The organism is Rhodococcus sp. NPDC058505 (assembly GCF_042720095.1).
In the GTDB taxonomy this organism is placed as follows: Bacteria; Actinomycetota; Actinomycetes; order Mycobacteriales; family Mycobacteriaceae; genus Rhodococcus_G.
Window position 1 is genome coordinate 45,389 of the sequence record NZ_JBHXNB010000015.1, and the last position, 16,073, is coordinate 61,461.

The following is a 16,073-nucleotide window of genomic DNA, read 5'->3' on the forward strand; positions in this document are numbered from 1 at the left end:
GCGCACAATCTAATGCCCCGCGCGATGCGTTGAATGGGGGTTCATGTGCGAGATTGCGCCGCCAGATGCCGAATGAACCCCCGTTCAATGCTTCGGAGGGCGGGTCAGAGGAGGCGTGCGACCGGCGTCGTCGGGTCGAGGTGGACGCCGAGGCGCTGCAGGTTGCCGTCGAGGACCTGCCAGATGGACGCGGTGAGGAAGGCGGCGAGCTGGTCGGCGTCCACCGCGGGGTCGGGGTTGGACAGCCAGCGGTTGACGCTGACGTCGACCAGCCCGGTCAGGCCGAACGCGAGGGTCTCGGACAGGGCGGTGTCGGCGTCCGCGGACCGGAGCATCGACTCGAGGAGCCGGGATAGTTGCAGCGCGATCGCCGTCTTGGTGCCGGTGACCGCGCGCGAGCCGGTGGTGCGCCTGCTCGGTGAGCCGGTGCCGAGGAACTGGTGCAGCCGCGGCGATCCGACGATCCAGCGCAGATAGTTGTCCACCGCGCCGGCGATGGCCTCCTCGATGGTGCCCTCGGGGGCGAAGGTCGGCGTGACGTGCGTCATCAGCCGGTCCAGGATCCGGGCCCGCAGCTGTTCGTCGAGGTCGCCGCGGTCCTTGAAGATTCGGTACACCACCGACCTGGGCAGGTTGGCCCGCGCGGCGATCTGCGCGACCCCGATGTCCGGCCCGTCCTCGGCGATCGCCTCGATCGCGGCCTCGAGGATGAGGTCGCGTCGCTCGGCCTTGTGTCCGTCCCAGCGGGTGGACCGGCCGTCTCCGGGGGCGGTGGCGTCGGTGGTCGTCGGCATCGCCGCAACCATACCCACGGAAACGATTGACTGGACACCGTGTCTCACCTACCTTGTGCTGGACAGCGTGTCACACACAACTTCCGCCTCCAGGAGTGCAGATGAGTAACCGGGTGTTCGTCGTCGGGGTCGGGATGACGAAGTTCGAGAAGCCGGGGGCCCGCGAGTGGGACTACCCGGACATGGCCCGCGAGGCCGGAACCAAGGCGCTCGAGGATGCGGGCATCGACTACCGCCTGATCGAGCAGGCGTACGCCGGCTACGTGTACGGCGAGTCCACCTCCGGTCAGCGCGCGATCTACGAGCTGGGCCTGACCGGTCTCCCGATCGTCAACGTCAACAACAACTGCTCCACCGGCTCGGCGGCCCTGTTCCTCGCCGCTCAGGCGATCCGCGGCGGGCTCGCCGACGCGACACTGGCGCTCGGCTTCGAGAAGATGCAGTCGGGTTCGCTGGGCACCACCTACGACGACCGCGAGCAGCCGATGATGCGGCACCTGCTCGCCCTCGCCGAACTCCAGGAGTTCGCGATGCCGCCCGCCCCGTACATGTTCGGTGCGGCGGGCAAGGAACACATGGAGCGCTACGGCACCACAGCCGAGCAGTTCGCCAAGATCGGTGTCAAGAACCACAAGCACTCGACCAACAACCCGTACGCCCAGTTCCAGCAGGAATACACGCTCGACGAGATCCTCGCGTCGAAGCCGATCTACGGGCCGCTGACCAAGCTGCAATGCTCCCCGACGTCCGACGGGTCCGGCGCGGTGATTCTCGCCAGCGAGCGGTTCGTCGATCAGCACGGCCTCGCCGACCGGGCGGTCGAGATCGTCGGGCAGGCGATGGTCACCGACCTCGAATCCACGTTCGCCGACAAGAGTGCCATCAGCCTCGTCGGCGCCGACATGACCCGCACCGCCGCCCGAAAAGTGTACGAGCAGGCCGGGATCGGGCCAGACGACATCGACGTCATCGAGCTGCACGACTGCTTCTCCACCAACGAGTTGCTCACCTACGAGGCGCTCGGACTGTGCGCCGAGGGGGAGGGCGGCAAGCTCGTCGACGCAGGCGACACCACCTACGGCGGCCGATGGGTGGTCAACCCGTCCGGCGGCCTCATCTCCAAGGGACACCCGCTCGGCGCCACCGGACTCGCCCAGTGCAGCGAGCTGACCTGGCAGCTGCGCGGCGACGCCGATGCCCGGCAGGTCGACGGCGCCCGGGTCGCGTTGCAGCACAACATCGGACTCGGCGGCGCCGTCGTCGTCTCCGCCTACCGCCCCGCCAACCGCTGAATCCTCTTCCACCACTACAGCAAGGAGTTCGTCATGGCTTCCGTCTCCGTCTCCGCCTCCCTGCCCGCCGCCCCCGACAAGACCTGGGACGCCCTCTCCGATCTGTCCCGCTGGGAGGAGTGGCTGACCATCCACCAGGGCTGGAAGAGTGACCTGCCGACCGAGGTCGCGCTCGGGGTCCGCTTCACCGAGGTCGTCTCGGTGATGGGCATGGCCAACAAGATTGAGTGGACCGTCACCGAAGTCGACGCGCCCAACCTGGTCCGCATCGCAGGCACCGGCATGGCCGGGGTCACCGTCGAGTTCACGCTTCGCGTGGAGCCGGAGGGCTCCGGATCGAAGGCCAGCGTGGATGCGAGCTTCAAGGGCACCATGATCGTCGGGCCGATCGGCAAGGCCGTCGCCAAGAACGCCGCCGCGGACCTCGAGACGTCGCTGGCGAAGTTTGCCGAAATGGTCGGCTGATGAGCGCGCCCACAGTCGAGTTCGACTCGTCGAGCCTCGGGGAGTGGACCGAGGCGCAGACGTTCGACGTCACCGCGCAGCGGATCGCCGAGTACGCCGCGGCAACCAACGACCCGATCGAGCGGCACCTGCGCGGCGAGATCGCGCCGCCGGTGTTCGCGGTGGTCCCGGCGTTCACGTCGATGGCACCGGCCGCGCTCGCGGTGGCCCCGGTGGAACTGCTGATGAAGCTCGTGCACGGGGAGCAGGACTTCCACTTCCATCGACCGATCCTGCCGGGGGACAGACTCGTCACCCGAGCCAAGCCGGTCGGGTTCACCGGGCGCGACAACGGCTCCACCGTCGTCGTGTACGTCGAAACCCGCACCGACGGAGGTGAACTCGTCAACGAACAGTGGATGACGGCGTTCTTCCGGAAGGTCGACGCCGGACCCGGTCTCGGGGAACAGGCACCCGGCCACCGGTTCGACGAGGCGCTGCGCGCGACCGACCCAATCGCGGAGATCGCGCAGCACATCGACAAGGACCAGACCTTCCGGTACTCGCCAGCGTCCGGTGACCCGATGCCGATCCACCTCGATGACGAGATCGCCAAGATGTCCGGGCTTCCCGGCATCATCAACCACGGCCTGTGCACGATGGCATTCACGTCCTGGGCGGCGGTCACCGAGTTCGCGGACGGACGCACCGAACGGCTGAGGCGGCTCGCGGTGCGGTTCGCGAAACCGGTTCTGCCGGAACAGGACATCACCACCCGATTCTGGGCTGTGAGTCCTTCTGGCCCCATGGCGGGCCAAAAGGACTCACAGGCGTATGCCTACGAGACGACGGTCGGGGACGATCTCGTCCTCAAGGACGGGCTCGCCGTCATTGCCGACGCCTGACGGCTGACGCATCCGCATCACACACACGACTTTCGAGGAGAACGGTACTGATGGGAACCCTGGACGGACGCGTCGCGATCATCACCGGCGCGGGCCGCGGCATCGGCCGCGAGCACGCCCTGCTCTTCGCGAGGGAGGGTGCCGCGGTCGTCGTCAACGACCTGGGCGGCGCCAACGACGGCACCGGCGCCGACACCGGACCGGCGCAGCAGGTTGTCGACGAGATCGTCGCCGCGGGCGGGCGGGCCGTCGCCAACACCGACAACATCGCCGACTGGGCGGGCGCCAAGGCCCTCGTCGACCAGGCGGTCGCCGAGTTCGGCGGGCTCGACATCCTGGTCAACAACGCGGGAATCCTGCGCGACGCGTTCATCGCCGGCATGGAGGAGTCCCAGTGGGACGCCGTCATCGCCGTCCACCTCAAGGGACACGCCGCGACCCTGCATCATGCCGCCGCGTACTGGAAGGACCGGGCCAAGGCGGGCGATCCGGTGCAGGCGGCGGTCGTCAACACCGCGTCCGCGTCCGGCACCTTCATGCCGAACGCCGGGCAGGCCAACTACGGCGCCGCGAAGGCCGGGATCGCCGCGATGACCCTGGTCGCCGCCGACGAACTCGAGCGGTACGGGGTGCGTGTCAACGCGATCGCGCCGATCGCCCGGACCCGGCTCACCCTCGCCACCCCCGGCATGGGGGCGCTGTTCGCCGCCGAGGTCCCGGAGGGCGAATTCGACGCCTTCGCGCCATCGAACATCTCCCCGCTGGTTGCCCGCCTTGCGGCGGCCGACTGCAAGCTGACCGGCAAGGTGTTCGCGGTGCAGGGCGGGGCGATCACCGAACTCGTCAACTGGTCCGGCGGCGAGACCATCGAATCCGAGGGGCCGTGGGGCATCGACGATCTCGCGGACCGGCTCGGTTGATCGCGATGGCGCACAACAGCTACGAGCTCGGTGTCGGGCTGAGCGAGGAACACGCCGCCCTCGCCGAATCGGTGCGGGCGTTCGCGGAGCGGACGATCACCGCCGAGCAGGTCCGCGCCGCCGTGGAAGCCAAGACGGAGAGCAAGTTCCCGGAATTCTGGGCGGCCCTGGTGGCGCAGGACCTACTCGGGCTCGCGGTTCCGGAGGCGGAGGGCGGACAGGGCGCGGGTTTGCTCGGTCTGGCTGTGGCGCTGGAGGCATTGGGGCGCACCGTTTCTCCCGGACCGTTCGTGCCGACCGCGCTCGCTGCGGCGGTGCTCGCCGCGGACGGCGGAGCGGCGGCCCGGCATCTCCTCCCCGGCCTGCTCGACGGGACCGGGACCGCGGCGCTGGCACTGGGCGGCGACTTCCGGCTCGACGGAGACCGCCGACTCACCGGGTCCGCTGACGCGGTACCCGGCGCCGAGCACGCCGACGTGCTGTTGCTCCCCGTCGACGTGGACGGTGAATCCCGATGGCTTGCCGTCGATTCCGATGCGGTCACCGCGACCGCGCAGGACGGACTCGATGTGCTGCGCGGGTCGGCCCGGATCGAGGCGCTCGGACGGGTTGTTGCGGCGGACCGGGCCATCGGACTCGAGGACCGCCGCGTCCGGTCCATCGCGTCGGTGGTGCTGGCCGCCGAGGCGGTCGGGGTGATCTCCTGGTGCGTGTCCACCGCCGCCGAGTACGCGCAGACCCGGGTCCAGTTCGGGCGCCCGATCGGGCAGTTCCAGGGCGTCAAGCACCGCTGCGCGTACATGGGTGTCGCGCTGGAGAAGGCCCGCGCGGCACTGTGGGACGCCGCATCCGCACTTGACAAGGGCGACGACACCGCCGATTTCGCGGCCGACGTCGCTGCGGTGATCGTGCCCGACGCTGCCGTGCAGGTCGCCCAGGACTGCATCCAGGTGCACGGCGGCATCGGATTCACCTGGGAACACGACGCCCACCTGTACTACCGGCGGGCCCTGTCCATCCGCGCCGTCCTTGGCACCCGCGAGGATCGGGTGGAGCGGCTCGCCGTCCAGGCGCTCGCCGGGACCACCCGGGTGTCCGAACTGGAGTTGCCGGAGGAGGCGGAGCGGATCCGCGCGACGGTCCGCGCCGACCTCGCCCCGATCGCCGCGATCGACGACGAGGACGACCAGCTGATCGCGCTCGGCGACGGGGGCTGGGTGCAGCCGCACCTGCCGAGGCCGTACGGCCGCGGGGCCGGACCGCTCGAGCAGATCGTCATCGCACAGGAGATCAAGTCGTCGGGCATCGCGATGCCGCAGCTGCTGATGGGCGGCTGGGCGGTGTCCGCGCTCGTCGGGCATGGTGATGAGCGGCAGAAGCGGGACCTGGTGGTGCCGACGCTGCGCGGCGACCTGGTGTGGTGCCAGCTGTTCTCCGAGCCCGGCGCAGGCTCCGACCTGGCGTCGCTGACCACCAAGGCCGTCCGGGTGGACGGCGGCTGGAAGGTCACTGGGCAGAAGATCTGGACGACGGTCGCGCAGTTCGCGGACTGGGCGATGCTCATCGCCCGCACCGACCCGGACCGGCCGAAGCACGAGGGCATCACCTACTTCGTGCTGGACATGTCCACCCCGGGGGTGACGGTTCGGCCGCTGCGGGAGATGACCGGGTCCGCCCTGTTTAACCAGGTGTTCCTCGATGACGTGTTCGTTCCGGACGAGAACGTCGTCGGGGAGGTGAACGACGGCTGGCACGTCGCAAGGACCACCCTCGCCGGGGAGCGGGTTGCCCTCAGCCAGAAGATGGAGGCGTACGCCAGCGATGCCGACCTGACGGCCTTCGTGCGGGGTCGCGATCTCGGCCCGGTCGGTCGATACCGGTTCGGGGAGCTGATCGCCGAGAGTCAGGCGATCGACCTGATCGGTTCCCGGGTGGTGCTCGGCCAGCTGTCCGGGTCGGACGTGAGCACCACCTCGTCGGTCGGCAAGCTGCTCGCGATGGGGCTGGGGCAGTCGATCTCGGAGTTCGTGGTCGCCGAACTGGGGGCGGCCGGTGCCGTCGCGGTGTCCGGGCAGCCCAGCGACAAGGCGATGGAACAGTTGCTTGCCGGTCGCGCGACCACGATCTACGGCGGCACCACCGAGGTGCAGCTGAACGTGATCGGGGAGCGGATGCTCGGCCTGCCGCGGGACTGAGTCCGGCCGGGAGAGTGTTCTTCCCTTCCCTCCTCAAGTGAGTGATACTGACAGTGACACACACTTGAGGAGGGCGGCCCGGTGGACCAGCAGACGCAGTACGACGCGGTGATCGTGGGGGCGGGATTCGGGGGCATGGGCGCGGCGATCGCGCTGAACCGACTCGGCATGACCAACCTCGCCATCCTCGACAGGGAGGACGACCTCGGCGGCACCTGGCATGTCAACCGCTACCCCGGGTTGGCCGTCGACATCGCGTCCGTCACCTACTCGTACTCGTTCGAACCCAACCCGCACTGGTCGCGGCTGTTCGCGCCGGGCGCCGAACTGAAGAAGTACGCCGACCACGTCGCCGACAAGTACGACCTGCGTCGCTACATGCGGTTCGGTGCGGTGGTCTCCGGTGCCCGCTGGGACGACGATGCGCGGCACTGGGTGGTCTCGATCGACGGGCAGGAACCGGTCACGGGCCGCTACCTGCTGACCGCGACCGGCTTTCTGTCCCAGCCGCACCTGCCGGACATCGACGGCATCGACTCCTTCGCTGGCACGATCCTGCACACCACCGCCTGGGACGATTCCGTCGACCTCGCGGGCGCGCGGGCGGCGATCATCGGCACCGGCGCGACCGCGGTCCAACTGATCCCGGAGGTGGCGCGCACGGCCGCCGAGCTGACCGTGTATCAGCGCACCCCGATCTGGGTGGTGCCGAAGCTGGACCTGCCCATTCCCGGTCCGGTGCAACGCCTGTTTGCGAAGGTCCCGCTCACCCAGCGGGCCGCCCGCACGGTGAGTGACGGGCTGCTCGAGGGGCTGATGGTCACCGCGGTCCTGCACTACCGGCAGGCGAAGGTGCTGAACAAGATCGCGGCGGCGGCGTCGCGGCTGTTCCTGCGCACCCAGGTGCCGGACCCGCGGCTGCGGGCCGAGTTGACCCCCGACTACGACTTCGGCTGCAAGCGGCCGACGTTCTCCAACAGCTACTTCCGCACCTTCACCAAGGGGAACGTGCGGCTCGAGACCGCAACCATCGACCGGATCGAGGCGGACGGCATCGTCACCGCCGATGGCCGAACAACCCCGATCGATACCCTGATCCTGGCGACCGGCTTCAACCTGTGGGATGTGAACTTCCCGGCCATTGAGGTGATCGGACGGGGCGAGCGGAACCTTGGAAAGTGGTGGCGGGACAACCGCTTCCAGGCCTACGAGGGAGTTTCGGTGCCGAAGTTCCCGAACTTCCTCACCCTCGCCAGCCCGTACTCGTACAGCGGCCTGTCCTACTTCACCACCATCGAGTCGCAGATGGCGCACATGACGCGGCTGTTCACCGAGATGCAGCGGCGCGGCGCCGACGTGTTTGAGGTGACCGAAGACGCCAACACCCGCTTCCTGGACCGGATGACGGAGAACCTCGACGGGTCCGTCTTCTATGCGGGCAGCTGCGCCACCTCGCGGAGCTACTACTTCAACCAGCACGGCGAGGCGGCGTTGCTGCGGCCGACATCGACCGCGAACGCGTTCCGGGAAGCGGAGCGGTTCCCGCTGGGCGACTACCGGATGGAGGCTGGGCCTGCGTACCGTTGACGGCGCCGCCGTCGACCGCCCGAAGGACCGCCATGACCACCATCCACCCGTCCGCGAGCGACGAGAGCTTCGCCGAACTGGGGCGGGATCCGTTCTTCGAGGTGGTCGTCGACCTGATCGCCGACTACCTCGCCGACGCGTTCGATGATCCCGCGGGTGGGGAGGTGGACCGGTGGACGCTCAGTGCCCTGCCCGCGACCAACCGGACCCCGGAGCGGGAACGGCTGTTCACCCTCAATGTCGGGCCGATGCAGGTGCTGTACGTGGAGCGGTTCCTTGAGGGTGACGACATCGTCGACTACCGGGTCGCGCTGTACGTGTCCCGGTCCGCGCTGATTGCGACAATCGGTTGTGCGGCAGAGGATCTCGTGCTCCGCTATCCGCTGCTGCGGTTTGCGGGGACCGGCCTGGCGTCCGCGGGCGGGGACGGCCTGGTGATCGACTGGTTCGTCTCCGACGAGGGTGCCGACGACCAGTTCTTCGCCCTTCCGCTTGCCGAGTCGATCCGCCCGCTCGCGCAGCACCTCGCGGCCCAGGGTCGCGGCCCGTACGCGCAGTTCCACAACCGCGCGTTCGCGTCGCACGTGCTCGGCCGGGTGGGCACCGATGCCTGATCCGCTGTCGGACGACCCGCTCCTGAGTGGCCCGCGACCGCTGCGGCTGCCGCGCGTCCTGCGGGACGAGGGGGACGCCGCCGCCGTCGACGTGCTGCGCGAGTACTTCACCCGCGCCGTCGTCAAGACCGGTTACCTGCGGCCCGGTGCGCTGTGGGACGGCTGGGACCCGAGTGGACGCCGTGCCGCCGACCGCGACGTGTTCACCGCCGACGATCTGGTCGCCGCCACCCTGCTGTCGGTGCAGGTGCCGGCGCAGGGTGCACTGGAACTGTTGGGGGACAGGCGGTCCGAGTTCGCCGACCTGCTTTCGGTGATCGGGCCGGACCGGGACCTCGTAGCCGAGTCCGAGGTGCTCACCCCGGACTCGGCGCAGTGGCGGCTTGAGACCGCGTTGACCGGGATCCACGGCATCGGCCGCACCATCGCGTCGAAGCTGATCGCCAGGAAGCGACCCCGCCTGCACCCGATCTACGACGACGTCGTCGGCCGGGAACTCGGCACCCGCACCGAACACCTGGAAACGGTGCGGTCGGCGTTGCGGGCGGACGACGGCGCACTGCACCGTCGGCTGGTCGGCCTGCGGGTGGCCGCGGGACTCGACGACGCGGTGTCGGCGCTCCGGATCCTCGAGGTGCTGGCCTGGATGCAGGGCAAGAAGTACGTTCCCCTTACCGGGTGAGATCGACCGGCATCCGGCAGCGCGTCGTGCCCGGGTCGCGGGCCCCGGCGGGTGTTGGATGGGTACATGTCGACGACAGGTCACCCGACACCCGCAGGCGTCGTGCCCGACGCCGTCCACGACGCCCTCGACGTGCGGGGATGGACGGTTCGTGCGGCGTCGATCCGCGGCACCGGGCACCGGTCCGACCGGACGCCGCGGCAGGACGCCTACGCGGTGCGGCACGGGAACGGCAGGATCGTGGCGGTCGTGTGCGACGGGCTCGGGGCGATGGAGTTCTCGCACCGGGCGGCCGAGGTGGCGAGCGCGACGCTCGCCGACCACCTGCTGACCGCGGATCTGGAGGTGTCGGGGGACTGGACGGCGCACCTGCGGGTCGCGTCGCTTGCGGTGACGCGGGCCGCCGGTGCGCTGCTCGGCAACCGGGCGCCCCGCTTCGACGACGTCGCCGACCTGATGGCGACCACCGTCACCGCGCTCGTCGTCGAGGATGTCGAGGCGCCGGGCCGGTGGCTCGCGCACACCGCCACCGTCGGGGACAGCAGCGCGTGGTGGCGGCGCACCCGCTCCGGTGCGCTCGGGTTCGAGCCGTGGCTGTTGATGTCGGGTGGGCGCCTGACGCGCCGCGAGATCGCCACCTCCCGGACGTTGGCGTTGCCGCTGCCCGATGACGCCGTCGTCACCGGAACCAGCTATGAGATCGGTCGCGAGGAGCTGCTGATGGTGTGCAGCGACGGGGTCGCCGACGCCTTCGAGGACGGCGGCAGCGCCGTCGCCGCCGCCTTCGCCACCGGCTGGACCAACCCGCCCCGGCTGACCGACCTCGCCGACCGGATCGCGTTCGAATCGTCCGCCGACGACCGCACCGCCGTCGCGGTGTGGACGCCCCGCTGACCGACCGGGCGGTTGTCGGGGCATCGGTCGAGAGGCGCTGACGGTAACCGCCCGTTCGGCGTCGATGCTGGCCGGGCCACCCCGGTCACGAGGCCGGTCTGCCTTCTGCCGCCATTCCGGTGACCCGGTCGGACCAGTCCCGAATGCGGGCGAATCGCCGACGCGCGGATCTGGCCCGCGCGCCGCCCTGGTGGGCATGCGCAGCGAAGAGTTCACGAAGGATGCTGCGGTACATGACCTCGCGGATCGTCCATCCCGGCATGCGCAGAGGGGTATCGGCACGCAGTTGGGCGACGATCAGCACGGGCGGCGCCACGAGCGCGACGCAGAGGGCGACCGCGATCATGCTGACCCCGCCCCTCTGGAACGACACGGCTATCACGCCGAGGACGATGAACACGTAGGTGAGCGCTCCCACGATCGCTGACGCGGCGGCGTCGTCGAAGCGTCGGGCCACGAACGATCGGGCCGTCGACACGAAGGTGAAGGCGGCGAGCACCACGGAGAACAGTCCGAGTCCGGGTACCGCGATGAGGGTGGGCCACCAGTCGACCGACCGACCCGCGCTGTCGAGGACGGCCAGGCACGCGAAAAGCGGCAGTGCGGTGACGACCGCCGCCGAGAGGAGATCGGCCGTCACCCGGGCGCGGAGGTGCGACGTGGCGTCGGGTCGGGGGCAGCGCCACCGGGCGGCGACGCGCTCGAGGGCACGGATCCTCCTGTTCCGTGCAATGCGGGGGATCTGGCGCTGCACCGGCATGTCGTTCCCGATGAGCAGCGCGGTGTCGTTGCCGAGGACCGCGATGAACACGGCGCAGCCGAGCAGGATGAGCGCGTCGATGACGCCACGGTTGGGGACGTCGTGGAACGTACTGGCCAGCCCGGTGAGCAGCGCCAGGGCTCCCGTTAACGAACCGCAGAGCGCGAGATACCGGCGCCGAGTATGCGCGAGCGCCTCGCTGATCTCGGCGGAGCGGGTCGCCCACACCAGCACGTTGAGCGCGATCACGATTGACGCCAGGACCGCGAGCAGGTCGGCACCGGCGCCCGGATCGATGGTCACGGGGAAGGTGGGACCGGGTTGCGGATCGTCGGTCGAGGACAGCCAGCCGCTGATCGACAGGATCGCGACGAGCAGCGCGTAGATGACGGTCGTGACGGCAATCTGCCTGGCGACGCCAAACCAGAATCGTGTGTGCCTGGCAGTGACATCGCGGGCGAGGGTGACCTCGCTGGGGTCGTCGATCACGGTTCTCCTGGGTGGTGGGTCTCGGATGCTCAGCGGTGTGACGCTGGCCCCGCCACCGTGTCGCTGATCGCCAGCGTAGTGAGCCGGGCGCCGAGGCCCGCGGCACTCGAGAGGCTCGTTGAGTGAACCCACATTCGTGTCGGTGGGTCTCGCTAAAATTCGAACATGCCTTCGACAGTCGGTGTGGGGGATGGGGACCGGGTGGCATGCCACCTGGCCGCCCTCGACGCCGCCGTCGAGGGTCTGCTCACCGACTCGCTGACGGGGCTGGCCGAGGCCGAGGTGGTCGAGGCGCTGCAGCGGATGGAAGCGTCGCTGCGGAAGGCGTCCGCGGTCGGACACCGGTTGATCGTGGAATCCGTCGAACGATCCATTCCGGGGAACCTCGCCTGCCGGTCCGTTGGCGACTTCCTCACCTCCACGCTGCGGATCTCCGGTGTGGACGCGGCGCGGCGAGTCAAGGGTGCAACCAAGGTCGGCACCTGGAACACCATCAGCGGTGACGGGATGGAACCGGTGCTGCCTGCGACCGCGGCCGCGGTGCGCGCCGGCGCGGTGGGGCCGGATCACGTCGCCGCGATCGCCAGGACCATCCGCCGGATCCCGGCAGGCACCGGCGCCGACGAGATCGCCGTCGCGGAGACGATCCTCGCGGACGCCGCCCGGTCCACCACGCCGGAGGACGTCACCAAGATCGGCATCCACCTGCTCGCGCATCTCAACCCCGACGGCAGCGCGCCGGACGAGAGGGAACGCAGGCGCCGCCGCGGCATCCGGATCGGGAGGCAGGGGACGGACTTGCTGAGCCCGATCTCCGGGATGCTCGACCCGGAACTGCGTGCCCTGCTCGACCCGGTGCTGGCGAAGCTGGCCCGGCCGGGAATGAACAATCCCGGCGATCCCGAATCGCCGTCCGGCGACGTCGACTCCGCGACTCTGGACCGGACGGCGCTCGCGCGGGCCGCGGCCCGCGACGCCCGGACCGCGGCGCAGCGGAATCATGACGGGTTGAAGGTGGCCCTGCGGAGTCTGCTGTCGTCGGGTGCGCTTGGCAGCCATCGTGGGTTGCCGGTCACCGCGATCGTCACGATGACGCTGACACAGTTGGAGGGGGCGTCCGGTGTCGCGACGACGGCGTCCGGGGGGATCGTCCCGATCGGGGATGCGCTCCGGATGGCCGAGCGGGCGCATCCCGTTCTTGTGGTGTTCGATCATCGTGGTCGGCCCCTGCATCTCGGTCGCAGTCGGCGGTTGGCGTCGGCGGATCAGCGGCTCGCGTTGATTGCGGCGTCGCGTGGGTGTACCCGGCCGGGGTGTGATGCGCCTGCGACGTTGACTGCCGTGCATCACATCACGGAGTGGAAGGACGACGGCGGCACCGATATCACCAACGAGGACCTGGCCTGCGATGCCTGTCATGCGTTGGTGCATGACGGTCCGGGTGGGTGGGGGACCGAGGTCGCTGGTGTGGGGTCGGCGCATCCGGGTCGGACGGTGTGGATTGCGCCGCCGCATATCGATCCGGAGCGGCGGCCTCGGGTCAATCATCGGCATCATCTGGGGGAACTCGTTGCGGGAACGCTCGCCCGCTATCGGGCGCGGCGGGCCGCCGAGCTGCATCGCTGGCGTGAGCAGCGCGGCGGGACCGACAGCGGCGAGGACGTTCCCTGACCGGATCGGGCCGGGTCAGTACGCGGAGTCGGCTCCGTACTCGGCCTGCGCATAGGTGTACCCCTCGTACACCAGCTGGTCGATCAGACCCGACCTCGAGAACGACGTGTACTCGAGGTACTGCTTCGCGGACCGTGCGGCCTGCTCGTTCCAGTCCGCGTCCACGCTATCCGCGGCAAACGTCGCGTCCTCGGTCGAGAAGCCCTCGTACTCGAGCTGCTCGATCAAACCTCTGTGGGAGAAGGCGGAGTAGTCGAGGTACTGCTCGGCGGACCGGACTGCGTTCCGCTGGCTGGAACTGACCTGCGGCTTTGCCGCGGGTGCAGGCGCAGGTGCGGGTGCTGGCGCGACCGGCGCAGCCGATACGGCGGCCGCGGCCGGGGTGGCCGCAGCGGGGGCGGCAGCTGCGGCGGGCACGGCGGGCGGCGCGGGCCGGGTTGTGCTCGGGACAGCCGACTCGCTGCTGACCGCTGCCGCGGTCGCGGTGCCCTCCTTCTCCTTGTCGGCGTCGCCGAGGGCGCCTGCGAGACCGAAGACGAGGATGACGGCGCCCACCACCCACGGCCAACGCCGCTTCTTCCCGGCCTGCGGCGGAACGGCGGGCTGGAAGGCCGGGTTCGGATACTCGGTCATGACGTGCTCCTGAGGAAGTGACTGGGCCGTGACGGGCACGGCGCACCTCGTATTCACGAGAGCCGCACAGAATGACAGATGCCACCGACAAATGACCCTGTGCGACGGCCTAGCCGGCGTACTGCGCCCGCCAGGCAAGCACGCCGGTCCCGACCGCGACCGCGACCAGCAGCACCGTCCACACGACCCGGGGCAGGTGGGTGAGGGTACGCAGCTGGTCCAGGTCGGAACGACCCGACCGGGATCGCGCGGCCTCGTAGAGGGTTCGGAGATTGCCGAGCAGCAGCAGCCAGATTGCCGTGTAGCCGAAATGCAGCTGCATGGCTGGCGATCCGTACCAGGCGACCGCGCCGACCCCCACGCCCGCCGCCGCCAGGACGAGGAACCCGAACACGTTGCGGATGAACGGGACCATCGCGACGATCAGCGCCACCGCGGCCCACAGCAGGACCGGCAGCCGGCCAGCCGCGATCAGCGCGGCCCCGCCGAGACCGAGCAAGGACGGCGCCAGATAGCCGGCCGCGGCGGTGAGGATCATCCCCGGCCCGCGAGGCTTCCCCCGCGACAACGTCAGGCCCGAGGTGTCCGAATGCAACCGGATGCCCGTCAAGCGTCGGCCCGTCGCCACCGCGGCGAGCGCATGCCCCGCCTCGTGCGCCAGGGTCACGGCATGCCGGGTCAGGGTCCACAGCGGACGCCACAGCACCAGGACGGCGGCGACCGCGACGGGAAGGTACGCCGACCAGTCGGCCCAGTACGAGTCCACCGAAGGATCAGTCCTGGATGCGCCGCCACGGCCGCGCCTGCTCGAGTTCGAATGCGAGCTCGAGCAGGGTCCGTTCGTCGCCGTGCGCGGCGGAGAGGTGCACGCCGAGGGGAAGTCCGGTCGAGGTGGTGTGCAGCGGCAGCGAGATCGCCGGGGTTCCGGCCGCGTTGTTCAGTGGGGTGAACGCCGTGTAGCGGATGATCTTCTCGAACAGTTCGTCGAATGGTTGTGTGGGGGACAGGTACCCGAGTTCGGGTGTGGTGTGGCCGAGGACCGGCGACAGGACCACGTCGTAGGTTGAGAACAGGTGCTCGGCACGCTGCGCGGTGCGCTGCAACCGGTAGAGGACCCGGGGTGTCTTCGCGATGCTGCGCCGGTACAGCGCATCCAGTCCGCGGGTCAGGTTGTCGGTGCGGGATCGGTCGAAGTCCGGTCCGAGCATTCGCTTCCCGCCCGCGCACAGCGCGAACGATAGGAAACCCCAGTAGATGCTGAAGTCCTCGACGAACTCCGGCCCCACCGGCAGCGGGGCCTGCGTGACGTGGTGCCCGAGTTCGGCGAGCAGGTCGGCCGTCGCGGTCACCGCAGCCCTGGTCTCGTCGTCGGTGGGGGTGCCGTTGACGGAGTCGGTGACGACGCCAACCCGGAGCCGCGTGCTGCTCGGACCCTCCACCAACCGGATCGGCGGCAGTTTCGGGTTCCGGTAATGGGATTCGGCCGCGGCGTAGTAGCGGGCGGTGTCCCGCACCGTGCGGGTCACCACTCCCTGCGTGACGATCCGGATCGGCATCGACCGGTCCTGCGGGTCCGCGCACATTCGGCCCCGTGACGGTTTGAGTCCCACCAGGCCGCAGGCCGCTGCCGGGATCCGGATCGAGCCGCCGCCGTCGTTCCCGTGCGCGATCGGCACCACCCCGGACGCCACCAGCGCGGCCGCGCCACCCGAGGACGCGCCCGACGAGTAGGCCGGGTTCCACGGATTGTGCGTCGGTTCCGCGCCAGCGAACTCGGTGGTCGGGCTGAACCCGAACTCCGGCAACCGCGACTTGCCGAGCGCAACCAGACCGGTGGACAGCAACTGTGTCACCGACGGGCCGTCCGCGGCAGCGGGCCGCGCGGTGTACGCGGCGCTGCCCTCGCCGGTCGGCAGGCCCGCGACGTCGACGTTGTCCTTCACGAACGTCGGCACCCCGGCGAACGGTCCGGTACCCGGACTATCCGACCGGTGCCGAGCGCGGTCGAAGTCGGGGGTCTCGACGGCGGCCAGCGCGGTCACCGCCTCGGCCCTGGCGATCGCGGCGTCCACCGCCTCCCGCGAGCTGATCTCGCCCGCCGCGATCCGGGCCGCGACCCCGGTGGCGTCGAGGTCGCCGAGGGCGTCGTCGCGGAAGGCGTGAACTGCGCCGGTGCTCACCGTCATGCCTCGA

At 69.9% G+C, this 16,073-nt stretch carries 15 protein-coding genes; 10 read left to right on the forward strand and 5 right to left on the reverse strand.

The genetic code is table 11. From position 1 onward, the window contains the following. Positions 1-104: 104 nt before the first annotated feature. Positions 105-794: a TetR/AcrR family transcriptional regulator gene (locus ACFWPA_RS13215; RefSeq protein WP_378509177.1), complete on the reverse strand. Its 690-nt coding sequence runs from the start codon at positions 792-794 to the stop codon at positions 105-107. 101 nt (positions 795-895) lie between these two features. Here ACFWPA_RS13215 and ACFWPA_RS13220 point away from each other — a divergent pair, with 101 nt between their 5' ends. The 9 genes from ACFWPA_RS13220 (at position 896) to ACFWPA_RS13260 (ending at position 10,327) form a co-directional block, all read left to right on the forward strand. Further along, the gene (locus ACFWPA_RS13220) at positions 896-2,086 is read left to right on the forward strand and encodes a lipid-transfer protein (RefSeq protein ID WP_378509176.1); all 1,191 of its coding nucleotides are present in this window, start codon (positions 896-898) and stop codon (positions 2,084-2,086) included. A 33-nt stretch (positions 2,087-2,119) separates the two neighbouring features. Beyond that, positions 2,120-2,551 (forward strand): SRPBCC family protein, encoded by a 432-nt coding sequence (locus ACFWPA_RS13225; RefSeq protein ID WP_378509175.1) that lies wholly within the window; start codon positions 2,120-2,122, stop codon positions 2,549-2,551. Beyond that, positions 2,551-3,435, forward strand: coding sequence for a MaoC/PaaZ C-terminal domain-containing protein (locus ACFWPA_RS13230; protein WP_378509174.1), 885 nt, complete (start codon positions 2,551-2,553; stop codon positions 3,433-3,435). Before ACFWPA_RS13225 ends, ACFWPA_RS13230 begins: the two co-directional genes overlap by 1 nt. A gap of 50 nt (positions 3,436-3,485) precedes the next feature. Then, complete coding sequence (locus tag ACFWPA_RS13235) at positions 3,486-4,355, forward strand: SDR family oxidoreductase (RefSeq protein ID WP_378509173.1); 870 nt, start codon at positions 3,486-3,488, stop codon at positions 4,353-4,355. 5 nt (positions 4,356-4,360) lie between these two features. Then, on the forward strand, positions 4,361-6,550 hold the full coding sequence (locus tag ACFWPA_RS13240; RefSeq protein ID WP_378509172.1) for an acyl-CoA dehydrogenase: 2,190 nt from the start codon (positions 4,361-4,363) through the stop codon (positions 6,548-6,550). A 135-nt stretch (positions 6,551-6,685) separates the two neighbouring features. Beyond that, complete coding sequence (locus ACFWPA_RS13245; protein WP_378509187.1) at positions 6,686-8,137, forward strand: flavin-containing monooxygenase; 1,452 nt, start codon at positions 6,686-6,688, stop codon at positions 8,135-8,137. A 32-nt stretch (positions 8,138-8,169) separates the two neighbouring features. Beyond that, complete coding sequence (locus tag ACFWPA_RS13250; RefSeq protein ID WP_378509171.1) at positions 8,170-8,751, forward strand: hypothetical protein; 582 nt, start codon at positions 8,170-8,172, stop codon at positions 8,749-8,751. Next, complete coding sequence (locus ACFWPA_RS13255) at positions 8,744-9,433, forward strand: DUF6308 family protein (protein WP_378509170.1); 690 nt, start codon at positions 8,744-8,746, stop codon at positions 9,431-9,433. The genes ACFWPA_RS13250 and ACFWPA_RS13255 overlap by 8 nt, the downstream gene beginning before the upstream one ends. A 66-nt stretch (positions 9,434-9,499) precedes the next feature. Beyond that, entirely contained in the window at positions 9,500-10,327 is an 828-nt protein-coding gene (locus ACFWPA_RS13260) for a PP2C family protein-serine/threonine phosphatase (protein ID WP_378509169.1), read from the forward strand. A gap of 85 nt (positions 10,328-10,412) precedes the next feature. On the opposite strand, the gene ACFWPA_RS13265 is transcribed toward ACFWPA_RS13260, so the two are convergent. After that, positions 10,413-11,576: a hypothetical protein gene (locus ACFWPA_RS13265; RefSeq protein WP_378509168.1), complete on the reverse strand. Its 1,164-nt coding sequence runs from the start codon at positions 11,574-11,576 to the stop codon at positions 10,413-10,415. A 165-nt stretch (positions 11,577-11,741) separates the two neighbouring features. Here ACFWPA_RS13265 and ACFWPA_RS13270 point away from each other — a divergent pair, with 165 nt between their 5' ends. After that, entirely contained in the window at positions 11,742-13,247 is a 1,506-nt protein-coding gene (locus ACFWPA_RS13270) for a DUF222 domain-containing protein (protein ID WP_378509167.1), read from the forward strand. 15 nt (positions 13,248-13,262) lie between these two features. Here the strand turns inward: ACFWPA_RS13270 and ACFWPA_RS13275 are convergent, their stop codons facing one another. The 3 genes from ACFWPA_RS13275 to ACFWPA_RS13285 all read right to left on the reverse strand — a co-directional run bounded on the left by ACFWPA_RS13275 (position 13,263) and on the right by ACFWPA_RS13285 (position 16,066). Further along, positions 13,263-13,880 (reverse strand): Ltp family lipoprotein, encoded by a 618-nt coding sequence (locus ACFWPA_RS13275; protein ID WP_378509166.1) that lies wholly within the window; start codon positions 13,878-13,880, stop codon positions 13,263-13,265. Between the two features lie 109 nt (positions 13,881-13,989). Next, positions 13,990-14,646: a M50 family metallopeptidase gene (locus ACFWPA_RS13280; protein WP_378509165.1), complete on the reverse strand. Its 657-nt coding sequence runs from the start codon at positions 14,644-14,646 to the stop codon at positions 13,990-13,992. Positions 14,647-14,653: 7 nt separating this feature from the next. Continuing rightward, entirely contained in the window at positions 14,654-16,066 is a 1,413-nt protein-coding gene (locus ACFWPA_RS13285; protein ID WP_378509164.1) for an amidase, read from the reverse strand. Between the last annotated feature and the right edge of the window lie 7 nt (positions 16,067-16,073).

Excerpts from the sequence above, each read along its gene's own strand:
- ACFWPA_RS13215 (WP_378509177.1), bottom strand. The coding sequence starts at position 794 with ATGCCGACGACCACCGACGCCACCGCCCCCGGAGACGGCCGGTCCACC.
- ACFWPA_RS13220 (WP_378509176.1), top strand. The coding sequence starts at position 896 with ATGAGTAACCGGGTGTTCGTCGTCGGGGTCGGGATGACGAAGTTCGAG.
- ACFWPA_RS13225 (WP_378509175.1), top strand. The coding sequence starts at position 2,120 with ATGGCTTCCGTCTCCGTCTCCGCCTCCCTGCCCGCCGCCCCCGACAAG.
- ACFWPA_RS13230 (WP_378509174.1), top strand. The coding sequence starts at position 2,551 with ATGAGCGCGCCCACAGTCGAGTTCGACTCGTCGAGCCTCGGGGAGTGG.
- ACFWPA_RS13235 (WP_378509173.1), top strand. The coding sequence starts at position 3,486 with ATGGGAACCCTGGACGGACGCGTCGCGATCATCACCGGCGCGGGCCGC.
- ACFWPA_RS13240 (WP_378509172.1), top strand. The coding sequence starts at position 4,361 with ATGGCGCACAACAGCTACGAGCTCGGTGTCGGGCTGAGCGAGGAACAC.
- ACFWPA_RS13245 (WP_378509187.1), top strand. The coding sequence starts at position 6,686 with ATGGGCGCGGCGATCGCGCTGAACCGACTCGGCATGACCAACCTCGCC.
- ACFWPA_RS13250 (WP_378509171.1), top strand. The coding sequence starts at position 8,170 with ATGACCACCATCCACCCGTCCGCGAGCGACGAGAGCTTCGCCGAACTG.
- ACFWPA_RS13255 (WP_378509170.1), top strand. The coding sequence starts at position 8,744 with ATGCCTGATCCGCTGTCGGACGACCCGCTCCTGAGTGGCCCGCGACCG.
- ACFWPA_RS13260 (WP_378509169.1), top strand. The coding sequence starts at position 9,500 with ATGTCGACGACAGGTCACCCGACACCCGCAGGCGTCGTGCCCGACGCC.
- ACFWPA_RS13270 (WP_378509167.1), top strand. The coding sequence starts at position 11,742 with ATGCCTTCGACAGTCGGTGTGGGGGATGGGGACCGGGTGGCATGCCAC.
- ACFWPA_RS13275 (WP_378509166.1), bottom strand. The coding sequence starts at position 13,880 with ATGACCGAGTATCCGAACCCGGCCTTCCAGCCCGCCGTTCCGCCGCAG.
- ACFWPA_RS13285 (WP_378509164.1), bottom strand. The coding sequence starts at position 16,066 with ATGACGGTGAGCACCGGCGCAGTTCACGCCTTCCGCGACGACGCCCTC.